This window comes from Natrinema salifodinae, from assembly GCF_900110455.1.
GTDB lineage: Archaea > Halobacteriota > Halobacteria > Halobacteriales > Natrialbaceae > Natrinema > Natrinema salifodinae.
Genome location: NZ_FOIS01000001.1, coordinates 229399 through 253523, shown reverse-complemented (window position 1 = coordinate 253523; position 24125 = coordinate 229399). Strand labels below are relative to the sequence as shown.

The 24125-nt window shown below is 63.1% G+C and carries 22 protein-coding genes; 12 read left to right on the top strand and 10 right to left on the bottom strand.

Going from position 1 to position 24125, the window contains the following annotated elements:
* Positions 1-67 precede the first annotated feature (67 nt).
* Positions 68-1051: a transcription initiation factor IIB gene (locus tag BMY29_RS01125; protein WP_049990294.1), complete on the bottom strand. Its 984-nt coding sequence runs from the start codon at positions 1049-1051 to the stop codon at positions 68-70.
* Between the two features lie 216 nt (positions 1052-1267).
* Positions 1268-1555, bottom strand: a complete 288-nt coding sequence (locus BMY29_RS01120; protein ID WP_049990293.1) for a DUF357 domain-containing protein — start codon at positions 1553-1555, stop codon at positions 1268-1270.
* Positions 1556-1678: 123 nt separating this feature from the next.
* On the opposite strand from BMY29_RS01120, the gene BMY29_RS01115 reads away from it, so the two are divergent.
* The gene (locus BMY29_RS01115; RefSeq protein ID WP_049990385.1) at positions 1679-2995 is read left to right on the top strand and encodes a DUF389 domain-containing protein; all 1317 of its coding nucleotides are present in this window, start codon (positions 1679-1681) and stop codon (positions 2993-2995) included.
* A gap of 57 nt (positions 2996-3052) precedes the next feature.
* Positions 3053-4378: an FAD-dependent oxidoreductase gene (locus BMY29_RS01110; protein ID WP_049990292.1), complete on the top strand. Its 1326-nt coding sequence runs from the start codon at positions 3053-3055 to the stop codon at positions 4376-4378.
* Between the two features lie 520 nt (positions 4379-4898).
* On the opposite strand, the gene BMY29_RS01105 is transcribed toward BMY29_RS01110, so the two are convergent.
* From BMY29_RS01105 to BMY29_RS01095, 3 genes are all read right to left on the bottom strand, one after another.
* Positions 4899-7433, bottom strand: coding sequence for a BGTF surface domain-containing protein (locus BMY29_RS01105; RefSeq protein ID WP_143067637.1), 2535 nt, complete (start codon positions 7431-7433; stop codon positions 4899-4901).
* Positions 7434-7903: 470 nt separating this feature from the next.
* Positions 7904-9166 carry an NRAMP family divalent metal transporter gene (locus BMY29_RS01100; protein ID WP_049990983.1) on the bottom strand — a complete coding sequence of 421 codons (1263 nt, stop codon included), beginning with the start codon at positions 9164-9166 and terminating at the stop codon, positions 7904-7906.
* Between the two features lie 613 nt (positions 9167-9779).
* Positions 9780-10277, bottom strand: coding sequence for a hypothetical protein (locus BMY29_RS01095; RefSeq protein WP_206539064.1), 498 nt, complete (start codon positions 10275-10277; stop codon positions 9780-9782).
* Between the two features lie 302 nt (positions 10278-10579).
* Here BMY29_RS01095 and BMY29_RS01090 point away from each other — a divergent pair, with 302 nt between their 5' ends.
* The 5 genes from BMY29_RS01090 (at position 10580) to BMY29_RS01070 (ending at position 13707) form a co-directional block, all read left to right on the top strand.
* Positions 10580-11227 carry a helix-turn-helix domain-containing protein gene (locus BMY29_RS01090; protein ID WP_074854598.1) on the top strand — a complete coding sequence of 216 codons (648 nt, stop codon included), beginning with the start codon at positions 10580-10582 and terminating at the stop codon, positions 11225-11227.
* Positions 11228-11502: 275 nt separating this feature from the next.
* A complete protein-coding gene (locus BMY29_RS01085; RefSeq protein ID WP_049991047.1) occupies positions 11503-11802 on the top strand; it encodes a hypothetical protein in 300 nt (99 codons plus the stop codon).
* 5 nt (positions 11803-11807) lie between these two features.
* The gene (locus BMY29_RS01080; RefSeq protein WP_049990985.1) at positions 11808-12791 is read left to right on the top strand and encodes a tyrosine--tRNA ligase; all 984 of its coding nucleotides are present in this window, start codon (positions 11808-11810) and stop codon (positions 12789-12791) included.
* Between the two features lie 290 nt (positions 12792-13081).
* A complete protein-coding gene (locus tag BMY29_RS01075) occupies positions 13082-13327 on the top strand; it encodes a hypothetical protein (RefSeq protein WP_049923550.1) in 246 nt (81 codons plus the stop codon).
* Complete coding sequence (locus BMY29_RS01070; protein ID WP_049990986.1) at positions 13324-13707, top strand: PIN domain-containing protein; 384 nt, start codon at positions 13324-13326, stop codon at positions 13705-13707. The genes BMY29_RS01075 and BMY29_RS01070 overlap by 4 nt, the downstream gene beginning before the upstream one ends.
* 22 nt (positions 13708-13729) lie before the next feature.
* Here the strand turns inward: BMY29_RS01070 and BMY29_RS01065 are convergent, their stop codons facing one another.
* Entirely contained in the window at positions 13730-14086 is a 357-nt protein-coding gene (locus tag BMY29_RS01065) for a chorismate mutase (RefSeq protein WP_049990987.1), read from the bottom strand.
* Positions 14083-14961, bottom strand: a complete 879-nt coding sequence (locus BMY29_RS01060) for a shikimate kinase (RefSeq protein WP_049990988.1) — start codon at positions 14959-14961, stop codon at positions 14083-14085. The genes BMY29_RS01065 and BMY29_RS01060 overlap by 4 nt, the downstream gene beginning before the upstream one ends.
* Positions 14962-15100: 139 nt before the next feature.
* Between BMY29_RS01060 and BMY29_RS01055 the strand changes: the two genes are divergently transcribed.
* Entirely contained in the window at positions 15101-15589 is a 489-nt protein-coding gene (locus BMY29_RS01055) for a DUF5796 family protein (protein WP_049990989.1), read from the top strand.
* The gene (locus tag BMY29_RS01050) at positions 15589-15834 is read left to right on the top strand and encodes a DUF7508 domain-containing protein (protein WP_049990990.1); all 246 of its coding nucleotides are present in this window, start codon (positions 15589-15591) and stop codon (positions 15832-15834) included. The genes BMY29_RS01055 and BMY29_RS01050 overlap by 1 nt, the downstream gene beginning before the upstream one ends.
* Positions 15835-15852: 18 nt before the next feature.
* On the opposite strand, the gene BMY29_RS21555 is transcribed toward BMY29_RS01050, so the two are convergent.
* Together BMY29_RS21555 and BMY29_RS01045 are read right to left on the bottom strand one after the other, a co-directional pair.
* Positions 15853-15987, bottom strand: coding sequence for a DUF7128 family protein (locus tag BMY29_RS21555; protein WP_049990991.1), 135 nt, complete (start codon positions 15985-15987; stop codon positions 15853-15855).
* A gap of 61 nt (positions 15988-16048) precedes the next feature.
* Positions 16049-16951, bottom strand: coding sequence for a ribonucleotide-diphosphate reductase subunit beta (locus tag BMY29_RS01045; protein ID WP_049990992.1), 903 nt, complete (start codon positions 16949-16951; stop codon positions 16049-16051).
* An 86-nt stretch (positions 16952-17037) separates the two neighbouring features.
* On the opposite strand from BMY29_RS01045, the gene BMY29_RS01040 reads away from it, so the two are divergent.
* Together BMY29_RS01040 and BMY29_RS01035 are read left to right on the top strand one after the other, a co-directional pair.
* Complete coding sequence (locus BMY29_RS01040) at positions 17038-17676, top strand: helix-turn-helix domain-containing protein (protein WP_049990993.1); 639 nt, start codon at positions 17038-17040, stop codon at positions 17674-17676.
* A 66-nt stretch (positions 17677-17742) separates the two neighbouring features.
* The gene (locus BMY29_RS01035; RefSeq protein WP_049990994.1) at positions 17743-20034 is read left to right on the top strand and encodes an AAA family ATPase; all 2292 of its coding nucleotides are present in this window, start codon (positions 17743-17745) and stop codon (positions 20032-20034) included.
* 210 nt (positions 20035-20244) lie between these two features.
* Here the strand turns inward: BMY29_RS01035 and BMY29_RS01030 are convergent, their stop codons facing one another.
* A complete protein-coding gene (locus tag BMY29_RS01030; RefSeq protein ID WP_049990995.1) occupies positions 20245-22476 on the bottom strand; it encodes a CDC48 family AAA ATPase in 2232 nt (743 codons plus the stop codon).
* A 225-nt stretch (positions 22477-22701) separates the two neighbouring features.
* Between BMY29_RS01030 and larC the strand changes: the two genes are divergently transcribed.
* Entirely contained in the window at positions 22702-24114 is a 1413-nt protein-coding gene (larC, locus tag BMY29_RS01025) for a nickel pincer cofactor biosynthesis protein LarC (RefSeq protein WP_049990996.1), read from the top strand.
* The last annotated feature ends 11 nt before the right edge of the window (positions 24115-24125 follow it).

Genomic DNA, 24125 nt, shown 5'->3' with positions numbered 1-24125 from the left:
AAACCGATGGAAAACGGAAAAGACCACCCGCGTCGATCCGAGCGACAGCCTTGTCTGCGAACGGCGATTACGCAGGTGCGGCCGTGTCGGAGGCCTCGAGCAGCTCCTTGTACCGGTTCCGAATGGTGACTTCCGAGATGCTCGCGACTTCGCTGACCTCGTTCTGAGTTACCTTCTCGTTGGTCAGCAGGGCGGCGGCGTAGACCGCGGCGGCCGCGAGGCCGACCGGCGACTTGCCGCTGTGGACGCCCTCCTGACGTGCCGACTCGAGCAGTTCGCGGGCCATCCGCTCGGTTTCGTCCGAGAGGTCGAGATCGCTGACGAACCGCGGCACGTAGTGTTCCGGATCGGCCGGCTTGACTTCGAGGCCGAGTTCGCGGATGATGTACCGGTACGTGCGGGTCAGTTCCATCTTCTCGACGCGGGAGACGGCCGAGATCTCGTCGAGGCTCCGCGGCGTGCCCGCCTGGCGGGCCGCGGCGTACAGCGACGCCGTGGCGACGCCCTCGATCGAGCGGCCCGGGAGGAGATCCTCCTCGAGCGCGCGCCGATAGATGACGCTGGCGGTCTCGCGGACGTTCTCCGGCAGGCCGAGCGCGGAGGCCATCCGGTCGATCTCCCCCAGAGCCTGCTTGAGGTTGCGCTCCTTGGAGTCGCGGGTGCGGAACCGCTCGTTCCAGGTGCGCAGGCGCTGCATCTTCTGGCGCTGGCGGCTCGAGAGCGCGCGGCCGTAGGCGTCCTTGTCCTGCCAGCCGATGTTCGTCGAGAGCCCCTGGTCGTGCATCATGTTCGTCGTCGGAGCGCCGACGCGGGACTTCTCGTCCTTCTCGGCGGCGTCGAACGCACGCCATTCGGGGCCGCGGTCGATCTCGTCTTCCTCGACGACCAGGCCACAGTCCTCACAGACCGTCTCGGCGTGCTCATCGTCCGAGACCAGACGGCCGCCGCACTCGGGACATTGCTCCCGCTCGTCGGATACCGCTGTGGTTTCTTCCTCCTCGGTTTCGCTCGTTCGCTCGTTCGTATAGGTTCGGATGTTCTGGTCAGGCATGGTGTATCGGGTGGGTTACTCGGGGCTCCCGGGTGGGGTAACCAGAAGAAACCCGGTCGCCTCAGCTAACATAGAGTTAGGCCGTAACGCATATAAAGGTTTCGCCTACTTTATAAACCAACTGGATTTCCTGTTATATATGTTCCGGTTACATAGTTATTAATCGTTAGAGATGGCAGGCCTGTTGTTCACGTGCCCGCTGCGAGATGGGGGCGGCTACTCGACGGTAAAGAGGTGCCCGTCTCGGGGGACGTCGAACAGTCCAACCCGGGCGCCCGCGTCGAGCCAGGCGTGGCCGTAGGAGAAAGACGCCAGGGCGTTGACGAGGTCCTCTTGCTCTCGGAAGTGGTTCCCGTCCTCGAGGTAGGAGGCGGCCATCTCGTAGCAGTCGGCGGCTGCCTCCGCCATCGGCGTGCCCTCCGGCGGCGCGATCGTCGCTTCTTCGAGCGCTTGCGCGAGTAACTCCCCGTATCGGTCGGTCTTCTCATCGAGATCGGCGGCCATGGTCGACGGTCGGTCGGCGAGCCCGTAAGTGCGTCGTCCGCCCGCGCCCGCGGCGACCGTTGCAGCCAGCGAACGGGGGTAACGACCGTATACGTTTCACGGCGGTCGTGGATGCCGACGAGCGTGCGATTGCTCCAGGTGTTCGTCCCGGCCGACAAGCGTGATGCAGCGCTCGAGGTGCTCGACGACGAGGGTCTCGACTACGTGATGACCGCCGAGCGCAGCGCCCGGACCGACGGCGATCTGGTCATCTTTCCGGTGCCGACCGAGGCCGTCGACCACGTGCTGACGGCGCTGCGTGAGGTCGGGATCGAGGACGATTTCATCATCGTCTCCTCGATCGAGACGGCCCGCACGCCCCGGATCGAAGACCTCGAGGAGCGATACGTCAACGGCCAGGCGGAGGACGACAGCATCGCCCGTGAGGAGATCCGGAGCCGCGCGTTAAACATGACGCCGGGACGGCTCACCTACTACGCGATGACCGTCCTGAGCGCGCTGGTCGCGACGGCGGGCCTGCTGCTCGACTCGCCGGCGATCGTCGTCGGCTCGATGGTGATCGCCCCGCAGGTCAGCGCCGCGCTCACCGGCACCGTCGGACTCGTCCTCGACGATCGAAGCATGGTCCGCGACGGCCTGTCGTCGCTCGTACTCGGCCTCGTCGTCGCCATCACCAGCGCCTTCGCGTTCGCCTGGCTCGTGCGCTTTAGCGGCGCCATCCCCTCGACGATCGATATCACGGCCATCGTCCAGGTTCAAAACAGGATCTCGCCCGGCTTGCTCGCGCTCGTCGTCGGCGTCTGCGCCGGGGCCGCGGGCGCGTTCGGCCTGGCGACCGCGATTCCCGTCTCGCTGGTCGGCGTGATGATCGCCGTGGCCCTGATCCCGGCCGCGGCCGCCGTGGGAATCGGCCTGGCCTGGAGTCACGCGACCGTCGCCCTCGGCGCCGCCGTTCTGGTCGCGGTCAACGCCGCGTCGATCCTTCTGGCGGGACTTGCCGTCTTCTGGTATCTCGGCTACCGGCCGGACGGCTGGACCCGCGGGACGCTCCGCGGCAACGTCTCCAGAGACTGGATCGGCACGCTCGCCGTCGTGCTCGTTCTCGGCACGGTCGTCGTCAGCGGCGCCACCGTCGTCCTCGGCCACCACGTCGGCTTCGAGAACGACGTCAACGACGAGGTCAGGACCGTCGTAGACGAGGAGGAGTACGCCGCCCTCGAACTCGTCGAAGTCCGCACCGCGTTCAACGACGGCGGCGTCGTGAGCGACGAGGCCGCCGTCACCGTCGTCGTCCAGCGGCCCGCGGACCAACCGTATCCGACGCTCACGGAGACGCTCGAGCGCCGCCTCGAGGAGCGCACCGACCGAGATGTGGTAGTATCCATCGAATTTGTGGAGGGCGGAACGACCGCGGACGACGGCCCCGGTCCGTCACAGTAAGAGGGAGGCGTTGCTGAGAACGCAAGGGGTTTAGGCGCTCTATCCCAATCCTGCTACATGAGCGACCAGCCACGCGTCGAGATCTATACCAAGGAGGACTGCCCCTACTGCGAGAAGGCTAAGGACCTTTTCGACAGCAAGGGCATCGAGTACGAGACGTACAACGTCACCGGCGACGACGACCGCTTCGAGGAGATGGTCGAGCGCGCTGACGGCCGCCAGACCGCACCCGAAGTCTTCATCGACGACGAACTCATCGGCGGCTGGGACGACACCTCAGCGCTGAACGAGACGGGCGAACTCGACGAGAAGCTCGGTATCGCCACTGAAGACGACGACGATATCGTCGAACACCGAACGCTCATCATCGCCGGTACCGGCATCTCCGGGCTCACCGCCGCGATCTACGCCGGCCGCGCCAACAACGACCCGCTGGTCATCGAAGGCGACGAGCCAGGCGGCCAGCTCACCCTGACCACCGACGTCGCGAACTACCCCGGCTTCCCGGACGGCATCGGCGGCCCGGAGCTCGTCAACCGGATGAAAGAGCAGGCCACGCAGTTCGGCGCCGAGCTGAAAAACGGCATCATCGAGTCCGTCGACGACTCCACCCGTCCCTTCCGCGTCGAGCTAACCAACGGCGAGGTCTACACCGCCGACGCCGTCATCGCCGCCTCCGGCGCCAGCGCCCGCACGCTCGACATCCCCGGCGAGGACGAGCTCATGGGCTACGGGCTCTCGACCTGCGCGACCTGTGACGGCGCCTTCTTCCGCGGCGAGGACATGCTCGTCGTCGGCGGCGGCGACGCCGCCATGGAGGAGGCAACCTTCCTGACGAAGTTCGCCGACACCGTCTACCTGGTCCACCGCCGCGAGGAGTTCCGCGCGGAGGACTACTGGGTCGACCGCGTCGAGGAGAAGGTCGAGGAAGGCGAGATCGAGATCATGAAGAACACCGAACTGATCGAGATCCACGGCTCCCAGGCGGAGGGCGTCGACCACGCCACCCTCGTCCGCAACGAGAAGGGCCACCCCACCGACCGTCTGGACGACCCCGAGACCGAGGAGTTCGACTTCGACGTCGGTGCGGTCTTCTTCGCGATCGGCCACACGCCCAACACCGAGTACCTCGAAGACACCGACGTGAAGATGGACGACGAGGGCTACCTCAAGACCACCGGCGGCGACGGCGGCGGCCAGACCGAAACCCACGTCCCCGGCATCTTCGGCGCCGGCGACGTCGTCGACTACCACTACCAGCAGGCGGTAACGGCCGCCGGTATGGGTTCGAAGGCCGCGCTGGACGCCGACGAATACCTCGAGGACCTAGAGCGAGCCGAGTCGACCGCCGAGGACGCCGAGCCCGCGACCGCGGACGACTAACTACGACCTAAACGGCGAGTCGCTCGTTGGCTGGCCTGGTTTTCTGTTGCCGTTCGAAACGAGCGAGATGTAGAGTACGCGGATCTTCGGATCAGTTACTCCGGTCGGAAGCCATTGTCTCATAGTTACCGGACACTCGATGGAGCTTGTATCGTCGTGCGGAGCGCCTGGCTGCGGAGAACCGGTCACAGTTCGAGATGGGGAGCTGAAACCGAGGCCAACGTACTATTTAGGGTCGCAGTCCGTCCGACACGGCGACGGTTCGAGTGGGCTGTTGTGAGCCGCGCAGCAACTTGACAGCTGTCGCTTCGTTCTGACCGATTACCTGTTCAGGATCCGAGGTGGAGCCTGGTCGTACGGATCGATCACTCGGGGCCACCGCTGACCGCTCCGTTGAGAACAGCCACCGATCGTGGTGCAATCGTCGTGGTGAGAAGAGCCGGCGCTATCGGGTGTAGCGTTCGATAAAAGAAAACCGCGGAAATTAGGGAGCCGGACGTGTGTCCGGTGATTCTACAGCTTAGTTGTCGCGGCGCAGGGCCAGCAGCGCAGCGGCGAGCAGCGCGACAGCAGCGACGCTGACACCGAAGCCGGGGGTGCCGTCTTCGCCGTCATCGCCGTCGGAGCCACTGTCGTCCGTGCCACTGTCGTCCGAGCCACTGTCGTCCGAGCCGCTGTCGTCGGAGCCACTGTCGTCGGAACCGGAGTCGTCACCGGTGCCGTCAGTGGACTCTTCTTCGACGGTCAGCGTGCCGGAGTCAGAGGCGTCACCCGCGTGGACGTTCCAGACGAGGTCACCAGCTTCGCTGGTGTCGAACTCGTAGCTGTCGGTGAATTCCTCACCGGCTTCGAGTTCGAGCTCGTCACTCACAACAGTGTCATCGTTGACTTCGATGTGGTAGTCGACGGTCTCGGTGGCGTCGCCGTTGTTGGTGACGGTCACATTGAGCGTCGCGTCTTCGTCGACGTTGACGGTCGAGGGTGCGTCACCGGAGACGTCGATGGCGACCACAGGCTCGTCAGCTGCCGTGAGGTTGACATCCGAGAGTTCGTCGCTCACGGAGGATTCATAGCGATCGTCGACGTAGAGGTCGAAGGTAACGCCAGGGGTTTCCTCACTGAGGTCGAACTCAGCGGCGAACTGGTGGTTGCCGTCGTCGCCAGCGGTGACGACTGCGTCAGCCACCTGAACGAAGCCGCCCTGGTCGGTCGGCGAGTCGGCTTCAGCGCTGAGTTCCGTACCGGGTGCGACCGTGGTCGTACCGGTTGCGGTTGCGTCTTCAGCAGCAGGGAGCGACTCAATCGCGTCCCACTCGACTTCACGGTCCTCGATCGAGATCGTGGACTCGTGGCCGAATGTCTCATCTTCATCGTCAACGTAGGTGTTCTTCTGCGTGACGTTGAACGAGAAGTCGTAGGTCTCGCCCGTCTGTAGCTCTTCGGAAGCATCCCCAGAGACGTCGACTTTGAGGATGAGGTCGCCACTGTACTCATCGACAGTGATGCCGGTGAGGTCAAGCGGCTCGGCGTCGGGGTTCTCAGTAGACGAGTTCCAGGCCGTAGCGGTGCCGATGGGGCCCGAGTTCTGTTCGGTGAGTTCCACGAAGATACCCTCGCTGGTAAGGGCATTCTCGAGGGCAACGGAGTCATCGTTCGCGATGTCTTCGACAAGTCCCTCTGCGCCGAAGTCTTCGACGCTGACGATGAGGTGGTCACCTTCGGCGATCGTGTTCGTTTCAGTGACCGTGGTGTCCTCAAGGTCGTCGAGGGTCTCCAGAGTGTCTGCTGCCGGCGCGGTGTTAGTCGTCACGTCACCGATTGCCGCTCGGTCCTGGACGACTAGTCGATCTCGGTCGTGTTCGTTGACGAGATCGTAATCGTCAGAGGTGCTTGAGTCAAGTTCGTCACCGATCGACAGGTCCCAGTTGTAGCTGGGGAGCGGATCCCCAGATTCGAACCCGTCGGCGGTGTAGACGCTCGTGTCGCTCTCAGCGATCTCAGCGTCGGAATCCTCGTGGACGCTCCACGGATTACTGTGCACGTCGTGCGTGTCGAACTGAACGACGACTTCTTCCTCTTCGACGTTCGTCAGCTTGGCGTGCGTAGCGTATCCGTATTCAGTGCCACCGAGGGTAATAACCGGGGTGCTGCTCTCCGAAACATCAACGGTGATGTTGGTGATCTCGCCCTGCGTGGTCTGCTCAACGTCAGCGAAGGCGTAGTCGAGGCGAGAATCAGTTACCTCGACCGTTGCAGTGTCGGATGCGGCCGAATCCGTCACATCGAAGGTGATGTTGTACTCACCAGTGTCGAGGTCAGCATTGTTGAAGTCGGCGGTCAGTTCCGTCGAGCCGTCGACCGAGACATCTAGCGCAACCGTACCGTCATTGGTTTCGGTCTCTTCCTTATGGAAGAGTCGCTCGAGTTCGCTCGTTTCGAGATTATCAGCGGTAACGTTCACCCACTGGTCGTCACGCTCGGACTCGAAGGTAACAGGAACGGCTTCGTCGTTTGAGCTGACGGTGTCACGCGTGAATTCGACGTTGAGGTTCTCGGATTCAACCCAGAATTCCACGTTGTGCCAGGTGTCACCGGTTTCCGTTTGAATGTGGTACGGTTCACCGGTTTCGAAGTCATCAGGATTGACCTCGAAAGTACCCTGACCCTCATCGACCTTGACAGTCGTCACGTAGTTATCGCTTCCAGAGAGACCGGAGTGGATCTCAAATCCGGACTGGCTAATGGAATCGCCGACAGTTACCTCTTGACCTAGCCAAAGATCGTCTCCGTCTAAGTCATCAGAGGAGGTGTACACTACGTCATTAGTTGCACTTGCTGGTTGCTTTGCTGCCACACCGCCCGCAAACGCTGCGGACATTGCGACAACGGACATGACCATCAGCGCGGCCAGGACGACTGCACGTCCCTTTTCGCGGTAGGTCGTTTCGCTTGTCATATGTTGTGTGTTATTTGTTTGGTTTCGATTGGTTAGCGCGCGGTTCTGCTGGAGAGCGAGCCGATCCCAGCCACGTCCGACCGGGCTGGAGAGGCTCACACCGGGTAGGGGTAACCAGTTCTTTACACAACTCCGTAATAAGCTTTCTGTATCACACGTTTCAGGAGCGACATATAGAAAGATCTCATTACCGGGGGATGGAGCCCTGATCCGTGTACTACGGCTGCGATGCCTTGTAGTAGTAAGCAGTCACGGGTATCGATAGGTTACATCCCATATCTGCCGCCGAGAACGTAGTAATATTATTATACAACTGACAGTCTGTTTCAACTGAATTCGAAGACCGAACTCTACTGCTGCAAGTTAGTTTAGTGACACCCCCAATCAGCTATCGTTGTCGCTACTGAAATCGAATCTTCGCCTGCGACCGAGATTCGTATCGACAGCTTCGAACACACCGACAGTCTCGAAAATACGGTACCGAATCGGCGCAGTTCGAACCGCGCTCGTCGTTATCGGTTCTCGCGCTGCTCGGCCTTACAGTACGGGGAGTACAAGGGGGTAGAGCGCTAGAACCCGCCGTCGGTGATGAGTTCAGTAAAGTCCTGAATCGACAGGGCCGCCAAGATGACCGCAAGGAGTACGAGCGACGCATTGACGACGTTTAGTGCCTTGGTGTTGCGGTACTCACCCATCATCTCACGGTCGTTGACCGCCCAGAACAGCAACGTAGCCGCGACCGGCAGCGCGAAGATTCCGTTGTACATCGGAAACAGGATCACCATATCGACGACCGAGAGATCTAGCCACCAGCTCACCAACGGCGAGAATACGCCGATCCCGGTCAGCGACGCGAACAGCACGTTGAACAGCCGATCCCCCTTCTGAACGGTGTAACCCGCGGCCTGCGGGATAATATACGCCGGCGCCCACATAATCGGGATGATGCTGTTGAACGCCGCAGCAATTACTCCGCCAACGAATAACACCATCGCCCACCTTCCGAGCACCTCGACCATCGCTTTGCCTGGCGTGATGAACGACTCGAGTTCGGTAAAGCCCATCGGGCGCAACAGCGCCGCCGCGGCGATCAAGATCACGATCGTCGTGATCCCACCGACGGCATAGCCGATCGCCAGGTCCGTCCGAGCCGCCGGCAGGTCGCTCTCGCTCGTCCAGCCCTTGGTATGGACGAGAATCGACTCCAGGAAGAAGTTCGGCCATAGTGCGGTTGTACCGAGTAGACCTGCTGCCATTGCTAGCGCATCCAGTGTATCGGTACCCGGAACGAATCCAGTCGTGACACTGGTCGGGTCGGCACCGCTTGGTAGGGCGACGACCACGTAGACGACCATTAGCGAGACCATCATCGCGATCATCATGTTCTCGACGGTGTCGTAGTGGAGCAGTCCGACGCCGATCGCAGCGACCGTCGTGAGTACGGCAATGGGCTGCCACGCCACAGCACCTCCGAGCAGGAACGAGATGCCAGCACCGACCGCAGCGACGAGCCCGAGCGTCCAGGCAACGCAGCCGATCGACAAGAAAAGTGCGATCGTCGTTGCTAGTGGCCGACCCAGTTTCTCGCGAGTGAACACCATCAGCGACTCGCCGTGGATACCCAGTCGAGCGCTCATATCCTGGGCAATAAATCCGAGGAACGCCGCTCCGACGACGGCCCAGAGTAGTGTGTACCCGTGCATGACGCCAGCCTGGCTCGCAATGAACACCGAGCCGGAGCCGAAGTAACTGGCAACCATCACGAACGCTAGTCCATACTTCTGCGAGATCCCCGCCAGATCCTGAACCGGAGTGAAGTTTTTCGTACTCATATACAGCCGGCAATTCTTCGACGATCAATTTGCAACAGCGACTGGAATCCGATACACGCCCACGCTCTTCTTCGAAACGAGACGTTAGTTAAGATGAATCTCATGGTATTGTGTTGGTGGGAGTCGGATCTCCCGCCTGGTCAGGTTTGCTCTGAGAGGACCGTCTAGTCTCACTCGTGCATCTGCTGACGAAATCTCTGGTCCTACTCCACGCACTCGTGGCGCCAGACAATCCGAATCAATCGAACAGAATGGGAGTGGGGTATATCGCTGATAGTTACTGAAGAGGGATAAGTTGCATGAATGCAACTCACCCATCGAACCCGAGATGTATCTCGGAATTGCTATGGAGAATCTCCAACGAGACGGATCGACGAGGAGCAATACCGCTAAAAGATATGCCTGAAGCTACGAAAACAGGCGGATATGGGTTCCGTAGCTCAGCCGTATATAATGGAGAGCGGCGGAAGTTAGATCAGCGGCAGTCGGATGGCAATACCCGTGGACGGCTTCGGACTGGTCACCGGTCCGTTCAACAGCCTGGTTCAGTCGACGAGAGACGACCAAATCGGCTTCCCTCGGTTACGAGGGGTGGTCATTCGTCGTTCGTCGTTCAGACCGGTTCAGTTCCGCGGGCCCGCCACGCTACCCAAAGGCCGACCACCAGCACGAGCGCGATGGCGACGTGGTACACGATGTCCGGAACAGTTCGAGGGCCGACGCCGACGATGATCGTCCAGATACCGATGAGCGTCCCCAAGAGCGCGAATCCCTGCACGCCAGCGGCAACAGTGACCATCGAGCGCGGACGGACCCAGGTCATCAGGAGGCCACCGAGTAGAACAGCACCGAGTACACTCTCGGCGATCAGCGCTTCGGAATGTTCGTACCCGCGGACGAGTACACCTGCGTGGACCGTGGCGGCAAGGAAGAAGGAGACCGTTTCCACCCCTAACAACACGCGGATCGTTCTCGGGAGCGTCTCGGTCCATCGGGCCTGATCGGACGGGCCCGCCCCGCCGTGGTTCGAGGTTCTCTTCGACGTTCCGCTCTTAGACGGTTCCATAGGGGATAGAACGAGGATAGTGGCAATGGGAGTTCGCTCGAACATGTTCTACTGCGGGATCGACGATCGGCGAAGAAGCTTCTCCGTACACTACGGAACGGACGATTCAAAGAAGCCAGGCGTCCACCGAACGGCCGAACCTGATGCCCGGTTGAGCATTTTGTAGTAATTCACTCGCGCGGAACGCCTTCCGCGAACAGCTTCGCGGCGCTGGCAAGGCAGATCCGGTCTCGGCTTCGTTTTCATCAAGTCACCGCATACAACAGTGGAGGTGAGGCCTGGTCGTAGCCGTTCACGCCAACATGTTCGCAGCTACGTGGATAAGGGTGACCACCGTAGGAGAGCGTATGCCCAGAGCGCGAGTACGATTCAAACCACCCGGACCGCAGCGTGGCGGTCCGTTCCGGTTGTCGAGCGACTATCCGGACGGTGAGTTTCGAATCCTGAGCGCCCACCCAACCGAGGACGGACTGCTCGTCGTCTTGGAAGCGACGCTGGCAGATCCGGCGGTCGTTCTCGATCTGTTCGAGAGTGCGCCGCAATCAAGGGTTCCCTCTTACGACGCCCTTCACGCCGACGAGCAGACGGTCTTGCTTCAGTTCCAACTGCCGTTCGTTCCTTCGCCGTATCGCGCACTCTTCGCCTCGGGCAATCTGCCACAATTTCCGTATACTATCGAGGACGGCTGGATTGTCTGTGAGCTCACTACCTCCCATGACCGGCTGTCGCAGTTCAGAGACGAGCTAGAAGAGACCGGATTCGCGTTCGAGGTCAACTGGGTTATCCAGTCGGTCGACTCGACCGACCTTTTAACCGACCGCCAACGCAGGTTCGTGGCCGAAGCCATCGAACGCGGGTATTACGATACTCCACGCCAGTGTTCGCTCACTGACCTCGCGGCTGCGCTTGACGTCAGCAAATCGACGGCGAGCGTCGTACTCCACAGCGCTGAAGAAACGATCGTCAAGGAATTCTTCGCTACGGCGGTCGAATAGACTGAGACGCCGAAGCGGTCAGTGAAGAGACGAATCCACGAGTGTGGCTTTCCTCGAACCGATCCACACGGTGGAGAACAGCAAAACGGCTATCTGCTCACTACTCTCCCATACGTATGATGAATTTGATACCTAGCGTTCAGTAGAGGTACCACATCCGGCGGTTTGGACGTCATGTGGTAGAATAGCATTTGGTAATGGAGACATCATATCATACCTTAAACTATTTTATATGCTCTCGGTGAATAGGATAAGATGGTATGGTCGAACAAACCATAATTGACCGCCTTGACAAAGAGATCGACGTTCTCACTCGGCATTTAGCGGTATTCGTACTCGTTTGGCAGGCCGAACCAATTGGCATCGTCGAACTATCTGACCGGACTGATCTCCCGCACCACAAGGTTCGGTACTCGCTGCGCGTTCTTGAGGAAGAAGACCTCATCGAACCGTGTTCAGCAGGTGCAACGACGACAGATCACGCCCAGCAATTCGTCGAGACGCTAAACGATGATCTGGCGTCTGTGATTGACGCGTTGGATGATATGAAGATTTCCGAATCAGCGGGGCTGTAATCGGTATGAATACCTACGAGTTACTTACCCAGAATACGGCGGAAGTCGTCACCGAGCAAGAGGTACGTAAACTTGCCGATAATCCGGCAGACAAACGAGTCTACGTCGGCTACGAACCGTCTGGCGTCCTTCATCTCGGCCACCTCCTGACGGCGAACAAGCTCATCGACCTTCAGGAAGCTGGAATGAACGTCGTCGTTCTGTTAGCAGACGTTCATGCACATCTCAACGACAAGGGTAGTTTCGATGAAATACACGAGATGGCGGAACGAATGAAAGCACAGTTCGTCGCATACGGCCTCGACGAAGACAAGGTCGAATACGTCTACGGGTCCGACTTCCAACTCGAAGCGTACTATTCGCTCGATCTTTACGAACTCGCTGTCTCGACGACGCTCAACCGTGCCCAGCGAGCGGTTGCCGAACTCCAAAGCGACGAAACCGCAACGGTGAGCCATACGGTGTATCCGTTGATGCAGGTACTCGATTTGGAGTTCCTCGGCATCGACCTCGCTGTCGGTGGAACCGATCAACGGAAAGTACACATGCTCGCCCGGGAAAAACTGCCGGAACTGGGATACGAGACGCGACCGTGTTTACACACGCCCATCCTCGCCGATCTCGAAACCGGCGAGGGAAAGATGTCGTCGAGCGAGGGGACGACAATCTCGATGGAAGACTCCACTGTAGATCTGAAGCGGAAGATCGAGTCGGCATTTTGTCCCCCGACTCGTGATCCTGAAGAGGACCGTGAGAACCCTGTCCTTCAGTTGTTCGAGTATTACGTGTTTCCGCGCTTCGAGTCAGTGACCGTGAGACGGTCCGAAAGGTACGGCGGAAATCGCACGTACGAGTGTTTCGATGATCTCGCGTCGGCTCTCGAAACTGAAGAACTTCATCCAACAGACGCAAAAGAGACGGTAGCGGACTATCTCGACGAGTTGATTGCCCCCGGTCGTGAGAAACTCCGCGACCTTCGGAGCAAATAAGCCACCGTCATTCAGTTCGCACGTAGTATTGGTCCACTGCTCGAACTCCCGCCATTGCCCGTCGTTTTCCCAACCGACGCGAACTAACTGAACAGCAACCGGAAAACTTCTGATCGGTTATCTGGTGAAATACGCGCTCAGAAATCCATTTAGCGCTATCTCTTGTCCCGCTGCTCGACCTTGTTCAGATAGACAATATCCAATGTGCAAACAGATTAAACACTGATGACTGTACCATTGGTTCCCTGCTGGTGGTAAGATTCTTTGTCTATGGTACCATAGTCATATCTATGTCAGCAGAAACGGACGGGCAGGGGAGGCTGTACATCCCCAAAGACGTACGAGAAAAATACGGCGAGAAGTACCACATCGTCACGTACGAGGACAGAATCGAACTCGTTCCGGTTGCAGACGACCCGCTCGCTGCAGTCCGCGAAGCGGCAGGCGAGTTACGTGACGCGTCCGTCGATGATATTCGTGCGGACATCGAAGCAGAAGCGAAAGCAGAGGCTCGTGAGAAAGGAGACGATAGATGACGGTCTACGTTGAAACCAACTTTTTACTCGCACTCGTCAAAGACTCGGACTGGTTGCAGCAATCAGCAGAAGAAGCACTCGACGAGTACGACGTAGAAACGTCGGCCTTCTCCTATCTCGAACTCCTTCTCGCCCGAGAACGGTACGAGTTCGATTACGTCCCACTCGTGGCAAATCTGCTCGAACTCGTCCCTGTCCGGGACGAGGAAGAACGACAAATCGTTCTGAAGGCCGTCAACTACTACGACGAGGGAATGACGGCGTTCGATGCGTTCCACGCCGCGACTGCAGAAACACGGACGCTGAACGTGCTCTCATCGGAGAAAGACTACGAAGACATCGAGGTGGAACGAGTCCCGCTAGAACCGGCTGATGAATGACGTGCAATATCTCTATCGCGTGCTACCGATTCTCGCGTTGCTCGACCTTGTTCAGTTCGATCAATAGCCGGAAGATCGCCTTGACCAGGTTCGCGTCGACGTCGAACTGTTCGGCGTTCTCGCCGGCCCGCTCCATCACCTGTTGTTCCTGTTTCTCGTCGGTGGTCGGCAGCTCCTGCTCTTCCTTGACCGCCGCGATGGTGTCCGCGACGTAGGTTCGCTGGGCGATCAGTTCGACGATCTCCTGATCGATCGATCGGATCTCCTCGCGGAGTTCGTCGAGATTCATCTCGTCCGGCGTGCGTCGCTCCTCGTCGGTGCCGCCGTCGGTCGCCACCTCGGGGCTCGTGTTCGTGTCGATCGTTGGCTCTCGAGTCATGGTCTGGTCGTTCGTGTACCGTCCGTTCGCGTCCGCAGTAATCGTGTCGTTCCGTCGCGTTCGTCCCACCGGTCTCGCACCGTCTCGAGGGTCTCCCGCTCCCCGACGGCGACGTAGCTCGGCCCGGTTCCGGACAGCGAAACGCCGGTCACGTCGGGGAGGGCGTCGATCATCGGACCCGTCGGGAATCCCAGCGCGCCACAGAAGACGAAACCGTTGACGGTCATGGCCTCGCCGTAGCGGCCGTCGAGCGCGAGTTCTTCGACGAGATCGGCCATCGGCGCGATGCGTTCGCAGGCTGAGACGTCGGCGTCGGCGCTGTAGGACCGTTCCGGGGGCGTGTAAACCAGCGCCTGCCAGTCGATTTCCTCACGGGCGAGCAACGTGTCGCTCGTGTTGTCGGTTACCGTCACGCCGCCGAGCATGCTCGCGCTGGCGTCGTCGAACGCGCCGGTCACCGTCACGCCGGCATCGCGGGCAGCCCGCACGCCGAGCCGACAGGCTTCGATTCGTTCGACCGCGTCGGCGACCTCGAGGGCGTCGAGCGTCGCGAGTACGGTCGCGTTGGCCGCGGCGCTGGAACTCTTCAGTCCCGAGGCCATCGGAACCTCGCTTTCGGTCTCGATACGAGCGCCTACATCGGGCTCATCCAACCCGGCCGTGTCGGCGTACTCGTCGATCGTCAGTTCGGCACAGCGCTCGACGAGCGTCGTGTCGGCCTCGGGCTGGCCGGCGACCTCACCGACGACCTCGCCGTCGTCGGTGAGCTCGACGGTCGCCGTCGTCTCGAGGTCGATCGCAAACGCCGACCCGGTGCCGGTCGCGAGCGCGTTGAGCACCGTCCCGGCTGCGGGGGCGACAGCACGGCCGTCCATACCGAATACTCTCAGACCGGCTACTTACGGCTGACGATCCGCGCAACTCGTCGACACGGGTCGTCCGAATCCCACCCCGCGGCGTGCGACCGTTGGGAGAACGCACCCCTTTTCCCCGATCCGACCGAACTGCCGGGCAATGAGCGCGCGCAACAACGTCGCCCCCAGCACGATCGGCGTCGATCTCGTCGACGGTGGCGTCGTCGTCCAGTACCTCGACGGACGGGAGGTCTTCTATCACGGCCCGCCGAAACCCGTCGAGGAGTCGGTAGCGACCCCGCCAGGCAAGGAGGTCCACGTCCTGGTCACCGACCCCGACGGCGTCGAGGGCGTCATGACCTACGTCAACGACCGGAACACCCACGACGACATCCTCGAGACGACCGGCGTCGGACGGGTGATGCTCGAGCGCAACGACGAGGAGGAGCTGTTCCCCGGCGTCACCGTCGCGACCGAGGCCTATTCGATCCGCGTCGAGGCGGACCTCTCGGTCGTCGACGGGCGCGTGTTCGTCTTCGCCGAGGACGAACTGAGCGAGCACGCCTACGAACTCGTCGAGCGCGACCGCGACGCCGGCGCCGGTGACGAAACCGGCGCAGGCGACTCCGAGGACGCCGAGGGAGTCTGATGCCCCTCCAAAAGCCCTGGCGCGACCTCGACCGGGACGCAATCGCCGCCGCTCCGGACCGGCCAGGCGTCTACGAACTGGGCGACGAGTCGGGGACGGTGGTCGCGGTCGACCACGGCGTCCTCCGTGACGAACTCAAAAGTGCGCTGGCCTACGGCGACGGCGACCGCGTTCGCTGGTCGGAGACCCACACGCTCGACCAGGCGCGCGACCTCGCAGCCGAGCACCGCGAGCGACTCGGGTGATCGGCCGGGCGAATCCCGTTACTGAATGTAGGTCGGATCGGAGCCGTCGCACCGCTTTTCGTGCTCGCTCGCGTCCGACTGCTCGTCGAAGAGCAGCCCGCAGGTCTCGCACTCGTACCAGGTGGCGTCGTCGCGCTCGGTTTGGACGACCATAGTAGTGAATCGGACACGAACGACAAAAGGCGTTTCTCCGGTGAGCGACGGTACGCCGTCGCTACGCGTCGAGTTCGGTTAGCTCCTCGACGTCCGGAATCTTCTCGCTCGCGGTGGTGATCTGTCGCATTCGCTGTTCGTGTTTCGCGGCTGCATACCCGGTCAGGTCGGACGGGCTCGGGCCGGGCCCCTCCTCGGTACTGGCACCGTCGTCGCCGGTCAGGCTCTCTTGGACGAGCGGGACCAGGTCGTCGACCGTCTCGCGGAGGAGGTCGGGATCGACCTCGTCGGCCATCACGAGCGACTTGAGTTTCGCCATGCCGAAGCCGACGTGGCGGCCCTCGTCGCTGCGGATCAGTTTGAGTCCCTCGACCAGGCCCGGCAGATTGGGCAAGTCCGGTTCATCCTCGCCGTACGCGAGGGTGAGCCCGTAGTAGCCGGTCTGGGCGAGGATCCCCTCGATCGTCAGGTGGTAGTGACAGTGGGCTCGCGCGCGGTTCGCCGGGGTGTCGGCCTCGAGGAGCCGCGCCATCGCGCGCTCGTTGCGCGCGAACAGTTCGTCGTACGGTTCGTTGAACCACCGCTCGTCGGTCGGCGACGAGCGCGCCTGGCCGCGCCGGTCCGCTTCGGGGTGGATCACCGCGCGCCAGTACCGGTCGAAGAAGTCGGTGTGCTTCGATTCCTCGTACAGTTGCGTCGTGATGAACAGCTGGTCGGCGATGTCGTCGAGGACGACCGAAAGCGGCGCGAGGTCCTCGGTCACTGACTCCTCGCCGGCGCCGAACAGCGCGAGCGAGCGCTTGAGCCCCTCGAACGCTGGGTCCGGGAGGTCGGCGACGCCGTCGCGGTCCGCCTCGAGGTCGATCTCGTGGGGATCCCAGTGTTTCTCGACCGCGTTGCGGTAGTATCGGTACGGACGCGCCGTCGAGTCGAGTTGCATCGCGGGCTGGCCATCGGTTCCCATGGTCACCCGGACGTATGCGACGTGTGCCGATGTGCCTGTCTCTCATGCGTTAGGGTGTTTAAGTACATTCGAGGTGAAATCTACCCATGGCCATCATCGCGGAGTTCCGACTGCAATCGACGGAGCTGCCGCTAACGGACACCGTGGCGGCGGTTCCGGAGACGACGCTCGCTATCGAACGGATTCTGGTCGTCGATCCGGATCGGCCGATCGTCCTCTGTCGAGCGCTCGAGGAGCCCGACGGGTTCGACGAGGCGTTGGCGGCTGATCCAACGGTCGAGACGTACGCGACGGTCGACGACGCCAACGGCGACGGCGACGCGCTGTACCGGATCGGACTCCGCGATCCGCCGCTGCCGATCTACCGGACGTACGTCGAACTGGGAGCGACGCCCCTGAGCGGAATCGTCACCGTCGACGGCTGGTGGGGGCGGGCGCGGTTTCCGGACCGGGAGGCGCTCGCGTCGTACCGCGCGTTCTGTACCGACCGCGGCGCGTCGTTCAAACTCGAACGGCTCACCCGCGACCCGTCGTCCGACGACCCGCCGTTCGGACTCACCTGCAAGCAGTACGAGGCCCTGATCGCGGCTCGCGAGGCGGGGTACTTCGCGGTCCCGCGCGAGGCCTCGACCGAGGTGGTCGCCGACGAACTGGGAATTTCGGCGCCGTCGGCGTCCGAACGGATCCGCCGCGGCATCGATCGACTCCTCGCGAACGCCCTCTGAGTCGCGTGACTCGATGCGGGACTCGACGGGACAATTCTCAAGGCGACTGGCGCGAAAGGAACGGGTATGAGTTCGTCGGAATCGGACGGCGTGACGCTGTCGGTGCGTGCTGCCGAAAAGGGAGACGCGGGTCGGGGCGTCGCGCGGATCCCCGAGCCAGCGCGGCGCCAACTCGGCATCCTGAGCGGCGACGCCGTCGTGATCGAGGGCGCAGAGACGACCGTCGCCAAGATGTGGCCCGCCGATCCCTCGATCCCGGACGACGCCGTCCAGATCGACGGGGACACCCGCGCGAACGCCGGCGTCCACGTCGGCGACGCGGTCACCGTCCGCGCGAAGGACAAATCCACCATCAGCGACGCCGACCGGGTCACGCTGGTCGCACCGCCGAGCCTCGCCGAGCAACAGCGCCAGGCGGCCGAGCGCGAGGCGACCGAGAAGCTGCGCAACCGACCAGTGCGGGCCGGCGAACAGGTCCGGATCGAGGGGTTCGACCACCAGCCGTTCCGGGTCACCGACACGGACCCCGACGGCGACGTCCGCATCACGAGCGCGACGACGATCCGGATCGTCGATGCCGGGGGGACGGGGGGAGCGGGCGGCCAGGCGAGTTCGCGAAGCGAGGGGGGAGCGGGAACCGGAGCCGGAGCCGGGTCCAGTGATCGCGGCGGTGGCTCGACGGGGGTGGGCGGACCGGACGCCGAATCCGGTTCCAGTGCCGGTTCCGGCTCCGGTGTCGGACCCACGGGAACGGCCGAGGAGCCGGCCCCGAGCTCCGGCATCACCTACGAGGACATCGGCGGCCTGGACGAGGAACTCGAACTCGTCCGGGAGATGATCGAACTCCCCCTCTCGGAGCCGGACCTGTTCCGGCGACTCGGCGTCGAACCTCCCTCCGGCGTGTTGCTGTACGGGCCGCCGGGGACCGGGAAGACGCTGATCGCGCGCGCGGTCGCCAACGAGGTCGACGCTCGCTTCGAGACGATCTCCGGTCCGGAGATCATGTCGAAGTATAAAGGCGAGTCGGAGGAGCAGCTCCGGCGAACCTTCGAGAAAGCCCGCGAGGAGGCGCCGACGATCATCTTCTTTGACGAGATCGACTCGATCGCCGGCACGCGCGACGACGAGGGCGACGCCGAAAACCGGATCGTCGGCCAACTGCTGACCCTGATGGACGGCCTCGACGCCCGCGGCGAGGTGATCGTCATCGGCGCGACCAACCGCGTCGATGCCATCGATCCCGCGCTCCGCCGAGGCGGCCGCTTCGATCGCGAGATCCAGATCGGCGTCCCCGACAAGGAGGGCCGCCGGGAGATCCTCGAAGTCCATACCCGCGGCATGCCGCTGGCCGACGACGTCGACGTCGACGCGATCGCGCGGCGAACCCACGGCTTCGTCGGCGCGGATCTGGACGCCGTCGCGAGCGAGGCCGCGATGGCCGCCATCCGCGATCGGCCGACCGACGCCGACGAGCGCCGCGAATGGAACCGCGAGCCGACAGTGCGAAAGACCCACTTCGACGCCGCGCTCGCGTCCGTCGAACCCTCGGCCATGCGCGAGTACGTCGCCGAGTCGCCGTCCACCGACTTCTCCGACGTCGGCGGCTTAGACGACGCGAAACAGACGCTCCGGGAATCGGTCGAGTGGCCCCTCACCTACGATCGGCTCTTCGAGGAGACCAACACCGCGCCGCCCTCCGGTGTCCTCCTGTACGGCCCCCCGGGAACCGGGAAGACGCTGCTCGCACGCGCACTCGCGGGCGAAACGGACGTCAACTTCGTCCGCGTCGACGGCCCCGAGATCGTCGACCGCTACGTCGGCGAGAGCGAGAAGGCGATTCGGGAGGTCTTCGAGCGCGCCCGCCAGGCGGCCCCGTCGATCGTCTTCTTCGACGAGATCGACGCGATCACGGCCGCCCGCGGCGAGGGCCACGAGGTCACCGAGCGGGTCGTCTCCCAGCTGCTGACCGAACTTGACGGGATGCGGGAGAATCCCAACCTGGTCGTCCTGGCCGCGACCAACCGGAAGGACCACATCGACCCCGCACTGTTGCGACCAGGGCGGCTCGACACCCACGTCTTCGTCGACGAACCCGACCGCGAGGCGCGGGAGAAGATTCTCGCGGTCCACGCCGACGGCAAACCGCTCGCCGACGACGTCGATATCGACACCCTCGCGGCCGAACTCGAGGGGTACACGGGCGCGGACATCGAGGCCCTGGTCAGGGACGCCTCGATGTGGGCGATCCGCGAGGTCGCCGCCGAGCACGGCCCCGAGACGGCGAACGAACAGGCCGACGAGGTCAGCATCGAGCGACGTCACTTCGATGCGGCTCGAGAGAATACGGACACGAGATAGTTCGGATGCACCGAATTCGACTGAGTGATCCGATCTCGCGGTCCGCAAGAATCTTCATGGGCACGTTCATCCCGATAGTGAAGCTGTCAGCGAATATCGGGACGTGGTCGCTCAAGCTACTGCTAATTCTACTTCCGAAAACGTCCGGGATGCGTTCGGCGACGAAAAATAGAGCTGATCCGCATGCTCAATCGAACGTGACGATCGCGGCTACTGGAAGCCGATCCGGCTGCCGCGGCGGCCGGTCGGGTCCGGCCCGCCGCTGGCGCCGCCGCGGAACTCCTCTTCGATCTGCTCGTAGTAGTCGAGGATGTCGTCCGTGATCGTCGGGCGGACGTTCTCCATGGCCTGGCGGAAGTGGCGCATCTCGACGACGTCGGCCTCCTCGTCCTCGCGCAGGGCCTCGATGGCCGCCTCGCGGGCGATCGACTCGAGGTCGCTGCCGACGTAGCCGTCGGTGATCTCGGCGATCTCGCGCAGCGTGACGTCCGCGGCCAGCGGCGTGTCCTGGGTGTGGATATCGAGGATCCGCTCGCGGCCCTCGACGTCGGGCTCGCCGATCATGACCAGGCGGTCGAACCGGCCGGAGCGCAAGAGCGCGGGGTCGATCATGTCCGGCCGGTTGGTCGCGCCGATGACCATCACGTTCTCCATCTCCTCGAGCCCGTCGAGTTCGGTCAGGAGCTGGTTGACGACCCGCTCGGAGACGTTCGAGCCGACTTCACCGCCGCGGCCCGGCGCGAGCGCGTCGAGCTCGTCGAAGAAGATGACCGTCGGCGAGACCTGGCGGGCCTTGCGGAAGGTCTGGCGGATGGCCTTCTCCGATTCGCCGACCCACTTCGAGAGCAGTTGCGGGCCGCGCACGGAGATGAAGTTGGCGTTGGTCTCGTTGGCGACGGCCTTGGCCATCAGCGTCTTCCCGGTGCCGGGCGGGCCGTACAGGAGGACGCCGGCCGGCGGATCGATGCCGAGCCGGTCGAACCGTTCGGGGTTCGACAGCGGCCACTCGACGGACTCCTTGACCTGGTCTTTGGCATCTTGCAGGCCGCCGACGTCGTCCCAGGAGATTTTCGGGAGTTCGACCAGCACCTCCCGCATCGCCGAGGGTTCGACCTCGTTCAAGGCGCCGCGGAAGTCCTCGCGCTTGACGATCATCCGGTCGATCAGGCTCGGCGGGATGTCCTCCTCGTCGAGATCGATCTCCGGCAAGTAGCGTCGGAGCGCCTTCATCGCGGCCTCCTTCGTCAGACTCTCGATGTCGGCGCCGACGAAGCCGTGGGTCTCGTCGGCCAGGTGGCCGAGGTTGACGTCGTCCGAGAGGGGCATGCCGCGGGTGTGGATCTGGAGGATCTCCTCGCGGCCCGTCTCGTCGGGGACGCCGATCTCGATCTCGCGGTCGAACCGACCGGGGCGACGCAGCGCGGGGTCGACCGAGTCGACGCGGTTGGTCGCCGCGATGACGATGACCTGACCGCGCGACTCGAGGCCGTCCATCATGGTCAGCAGTTGGGCGACGACGCGGCGCTCGACCTCGCCGGTGACGTCCTCCCGCTTGGGGGCGATCGAGTCGAGTTCGTCGATGAAGATGATCGAGGGCGACTCCTCGGTGGCGTCCTCGAAGATCTCGCGTAACTGCTGTTCGGATTCGCCGTAGTACTTCGAGATGATCTCCGGTCCGGCGATAGAGAAGAAACTGGCGGAGGTCTCGTTGGCGACGGCCTTCGCGAGCAGCGTCTTCCCGGTGCCCGGCGGGCCGTGCAGCAAGACGCCCTGTGGCGGCTCGATGCCGAGCTTCTTGAAGATCTGCGGGTGCTTCATCGGGAGTTCGACCATCTCCCGGACCCGCTGGATCTCGTTTTGCAGGCCGCCGATGTCCTCGTAGGTGATGCCGCCCCCGGTCTTCTCGAAGCCCGAGATCGGCTCCTCGCGGAGTTCGACGTCGGTATCCTCGGTGATCAGGACGACCCCCTCGGGCTCGGTCTCGACGGCGATCAGCGGGATCGCCTGGCCGGGCGACCGCATGAACGGGTGGTTCGTCGAGGACATGACGGGGACGATGTCGCGGCCGACGACCGGGCGCTTCAGGATCTGGCGTTTCACCATGCCGGCGGCGTCGGAGCCGAACTGAACCGACGCCTCCTCCGGCGGGGCCAGCACCAGCTTGTCGGCTTTCGTCGCTTCGGCCTTGCGGATGGTGACGCGTTCGCCGATGCCGACGTCGGCGTTCTGTCGGGTGAAGCCGTCGATGCGGACGGTGTCGGTGTTCCAGTCCTGCCGGTCTGCGCGCCAGACCTTCGCGGCGGTGGTGTCTGCACCCTCGATCTCGATGATGTCGCCCGGACTGAGCTTCAGATGCAACAGCGTGTCCGGGTCGAGACGGGCGATACCACGACCCGAATCGTTCGGGTACGCCTTCGCAACCTCCAGTTGGACTTCGTTCATGATTGAATGCTTTCAGGGATGGACGGCGATGTGATTGACTCCGATTCGTGAGCGGATAGGTTTTTTGCTAACCCAGGTCAGGGACCTGTGCTAGTAGCTATCACACGTAGGTGAGACCGGACGCTACAAAGATGTACCGGCCTCGGTGGGTTTTGATCCTATCGCGTCTCGCCCGGGTGGGCTAGGAGAGGTGGCTTTTTGCGTCTTCCGCTCCGGGTCGTTCGTATGCGACTCCTCGCCTTCGACGGTCGGATGGGCGCCAGCGGCGACATGATCCTGGCCGCGCTCCTCGATGCCGGGGCCGATCCGGCGGCCCTCGAACCCGTGACCGACGCCCTCGACGTGGAGTACCGGATCGACGAGGTCGAAAAGAGCGCCATTGCGGCGACGACGGTCGACGTGTTCCTGACCGACGACGAGGACGGCGAGGACGGCGGGGGCGGCGAAGGAACGGCCGACGGGACCTGCGAGGGGCACGACCACGGCCACTCGCACGAGCACGCGCACGACGATTCGGATCACGAGCACGGAGCCCACGGCTACAGCCACGGTCACGACCATACTCACGATCACGACCACGACCACGAACACGAGCATCAGGGGGAAGACGCCGTCCACGCCGAGGGCCACGGTCCCCACCGCAGCTATCTCGAGGTCCGCGAGATCGTTCAGGACATGGCCCTCGACCCCGCGGTCGAACGCGACGCGCTCGCGATCTTCGAACTGCTCGGCGAAGCCGAGGCCAGCGTCCACGGCGAGTCCCTCGAGGAGATTCACTTCCACGAGGTCGGTGCCGACGACGCGATCGCGGACGTGGTCGGCGCCGCCGCCTTACTCCACGACCTCGATCCGGATCGAGTTGTGACCACGCCGCTGTCGACCGGCGGCGGCACGGTCTCGATGAGCCACGGCGAGTACCCCGTCCCCACGCCCGCGGTCGTCGAAATCGCCGAGCGGGCCGCCTGGTCCCTGCGCGGCGGGCCCGTCGATGCGGAACTGCTCACGCCCACCGGCGCGGCGATCCTGGGCCACGTCGCCGACGGCGTCGATGCCCTTCCGACGCTCTCGCTCGAGGGGTCGGGGTACGGCGCGGGCGGGTACGACCTCGATCCCCACCCGAACGTCCTCCGCGCGATGGTCGGCACGACCGAGGACGAGGGCGCGCTCGCGAAAGACGACATCGCGGTTCTCGAGACCAACCTCGACGACGCGACGCCCGAAGTGCTGGGCGGTCTGCAGGAGACTCTCGCGGACGCGGGCGCGCGCGACGTTTCGATTCTCCCCGCGATGATGAAGAAGTCCCGCCCGGGCCACCTGGTGAAGGTCATCTGCAAACCCGCGGACCGCGAGCGCGTCGCGCGAAGATTGGCCGAGGAGACGGGCACCCTGGGCGTTCGGGACGCGGGCGTGACCCACCGCTGGATCGCCGACCGGGAGTTCGAGACCGTCACGGTAGAGATCGACGGCGACGAGTACGAGGTCACGGTCAAGATCGCGAGCGATTCCGACGGCCGGGTCTACGACGTGAGCGCGGAGTACGACGACGCCGAAGCGGTGGCACGGGAAACGTCGCTCCCGACTCGGGCCGTCCTGGAACGGGCGGAAACGGCTGCCCGGTCCGACCGCACGGCGGAGTAGCCGATAGTGCG

Coding starts and splice junctions, on each gene's coding strand:
- BMY29_RS01125 (WP_049990294.1), bottom strand. CDS start 1,051: ATGCCTGACCAGAACATCCGAACCTATACGAACGAGCGAACGAGCGAA.
- BMY29_RS01120 (WP_049990293.1), bottom strand. CDS start 1,555: ATGGCCGCCGATCTCGATGAGAAGACCGACCGATACGGGGAGTTACTC.
- BMY29_RS01110 (WP_049990292.1), top strand. CDS start 3,053: ATGAGCGACCAGCCACGCGTCGAGATCTATACCAAGGAGGACTGCCCC.
- BMY29_RS01100 (WP_049990983.1), bottom strand. CDS start 9,166: ATGAGTACGAAAAACTTCACTCCGGTTCAGGATCTGGCGGGGATCTCG.
- BMY29_RS01095 (WP_206539064.1), bottom strand. CDS start 10,277: ATGTTCGAGCGAACTCCCATTGCCACTATCCTCGTTCTATCCCCTATG.
- BMY29_RS01090 (WP_074854598.1), top strand. CDS start 10,580: ATGCCCAGAGCGCGAGTACGATTCAAACCACCCGGACCGCAGCGTGGC.
- BMY29_RS01080 (WP_049990985.1), top strand. CDS start 11,808: ATGAATACCTACGAGTTACTTACCCAGAATACGGCGGAAGTCGTCACC.
- BMY29_RS01075 (WP_049923550.1), top strand. CDS start 13,082: ATGTCAGCAGAAACGGACGGGCAGGGGAGGCTGTACATCCCCAAAGAC.
- BMY29_RS01070 (WP_049990986.1), top strand. CDS start 13,324: ATGACGGTCTACGTTGAAACCAACTTTTTACTCGCACTCGTCAAAGAC.
- BMY29_RS01065 (WP_049990987.1), bottom strand. CDS start 14,086: ATGACTCGAGAGCCAACGATCGACACGAACACGAGCCCCGAGGTGGCG.
- BMY29_RS01060 (WP_049990988.1), bottom strand. CDS start 14,961: ATGGACGGCCGTGCTGTCGCCCCCGCAGCCGGGACGGTGCTCAACGCG.
- BMY29_RS01055 (WP_049990989.1), top strand. CDS start 15,101: ATGAGCGCGCGCAACAACGTCGCCCCCAGCACGATCGGCGTCGATCTC.
- BMY29_RS01050 (WP_049990990.1), top strand. CDS start 15,589: ATGCCCCTCCAAAAGCCCTGGCGCGACCTCGACCGGGACGCAATCGCC.
- BMY29_RS21555 (WP_049990991.1), bottom strand. CDS start 15,987: ATGGTCGTCCAAACCGAGCGCGACGACGCCACCTGGTACGAGTGCGAG.
- BMY29_RS01045 (WP_049990992.1), bottom strand. CDS start 16,951: ATGGGAACCGATGGCCAGCCCGCGATGCAACTCGACTCGACGGCGCGT.
- BMY29_RS01040 (WP_049990993.1), top strand. CDS start 17,038: ATGGCCATCATCGCGGAGTTCCGACTGCAATCGACGGAGCTGCCGCTA.
- BMY29_RS01035 (WP_049990994.1), top strand. CDS start 17,743: ATGAGTTCGTCGGAATCGGACGGCGTGACGCTGTCGGTGCGTGCTGCC.
- BMY29_RS01030 (WP_049990995.1), bottom strand. CDS start 22,476: ATGAACGAAGTCCAACTGGAGGTTGCGAAGGCGTACCCGAACGATTCG.
- larC (WP_049990996.1), top strand. CDS start 22,702: ATGCGACTCCTCGCCTTCGACGGTCGGATGGGCGCCAGCGGCGACATG.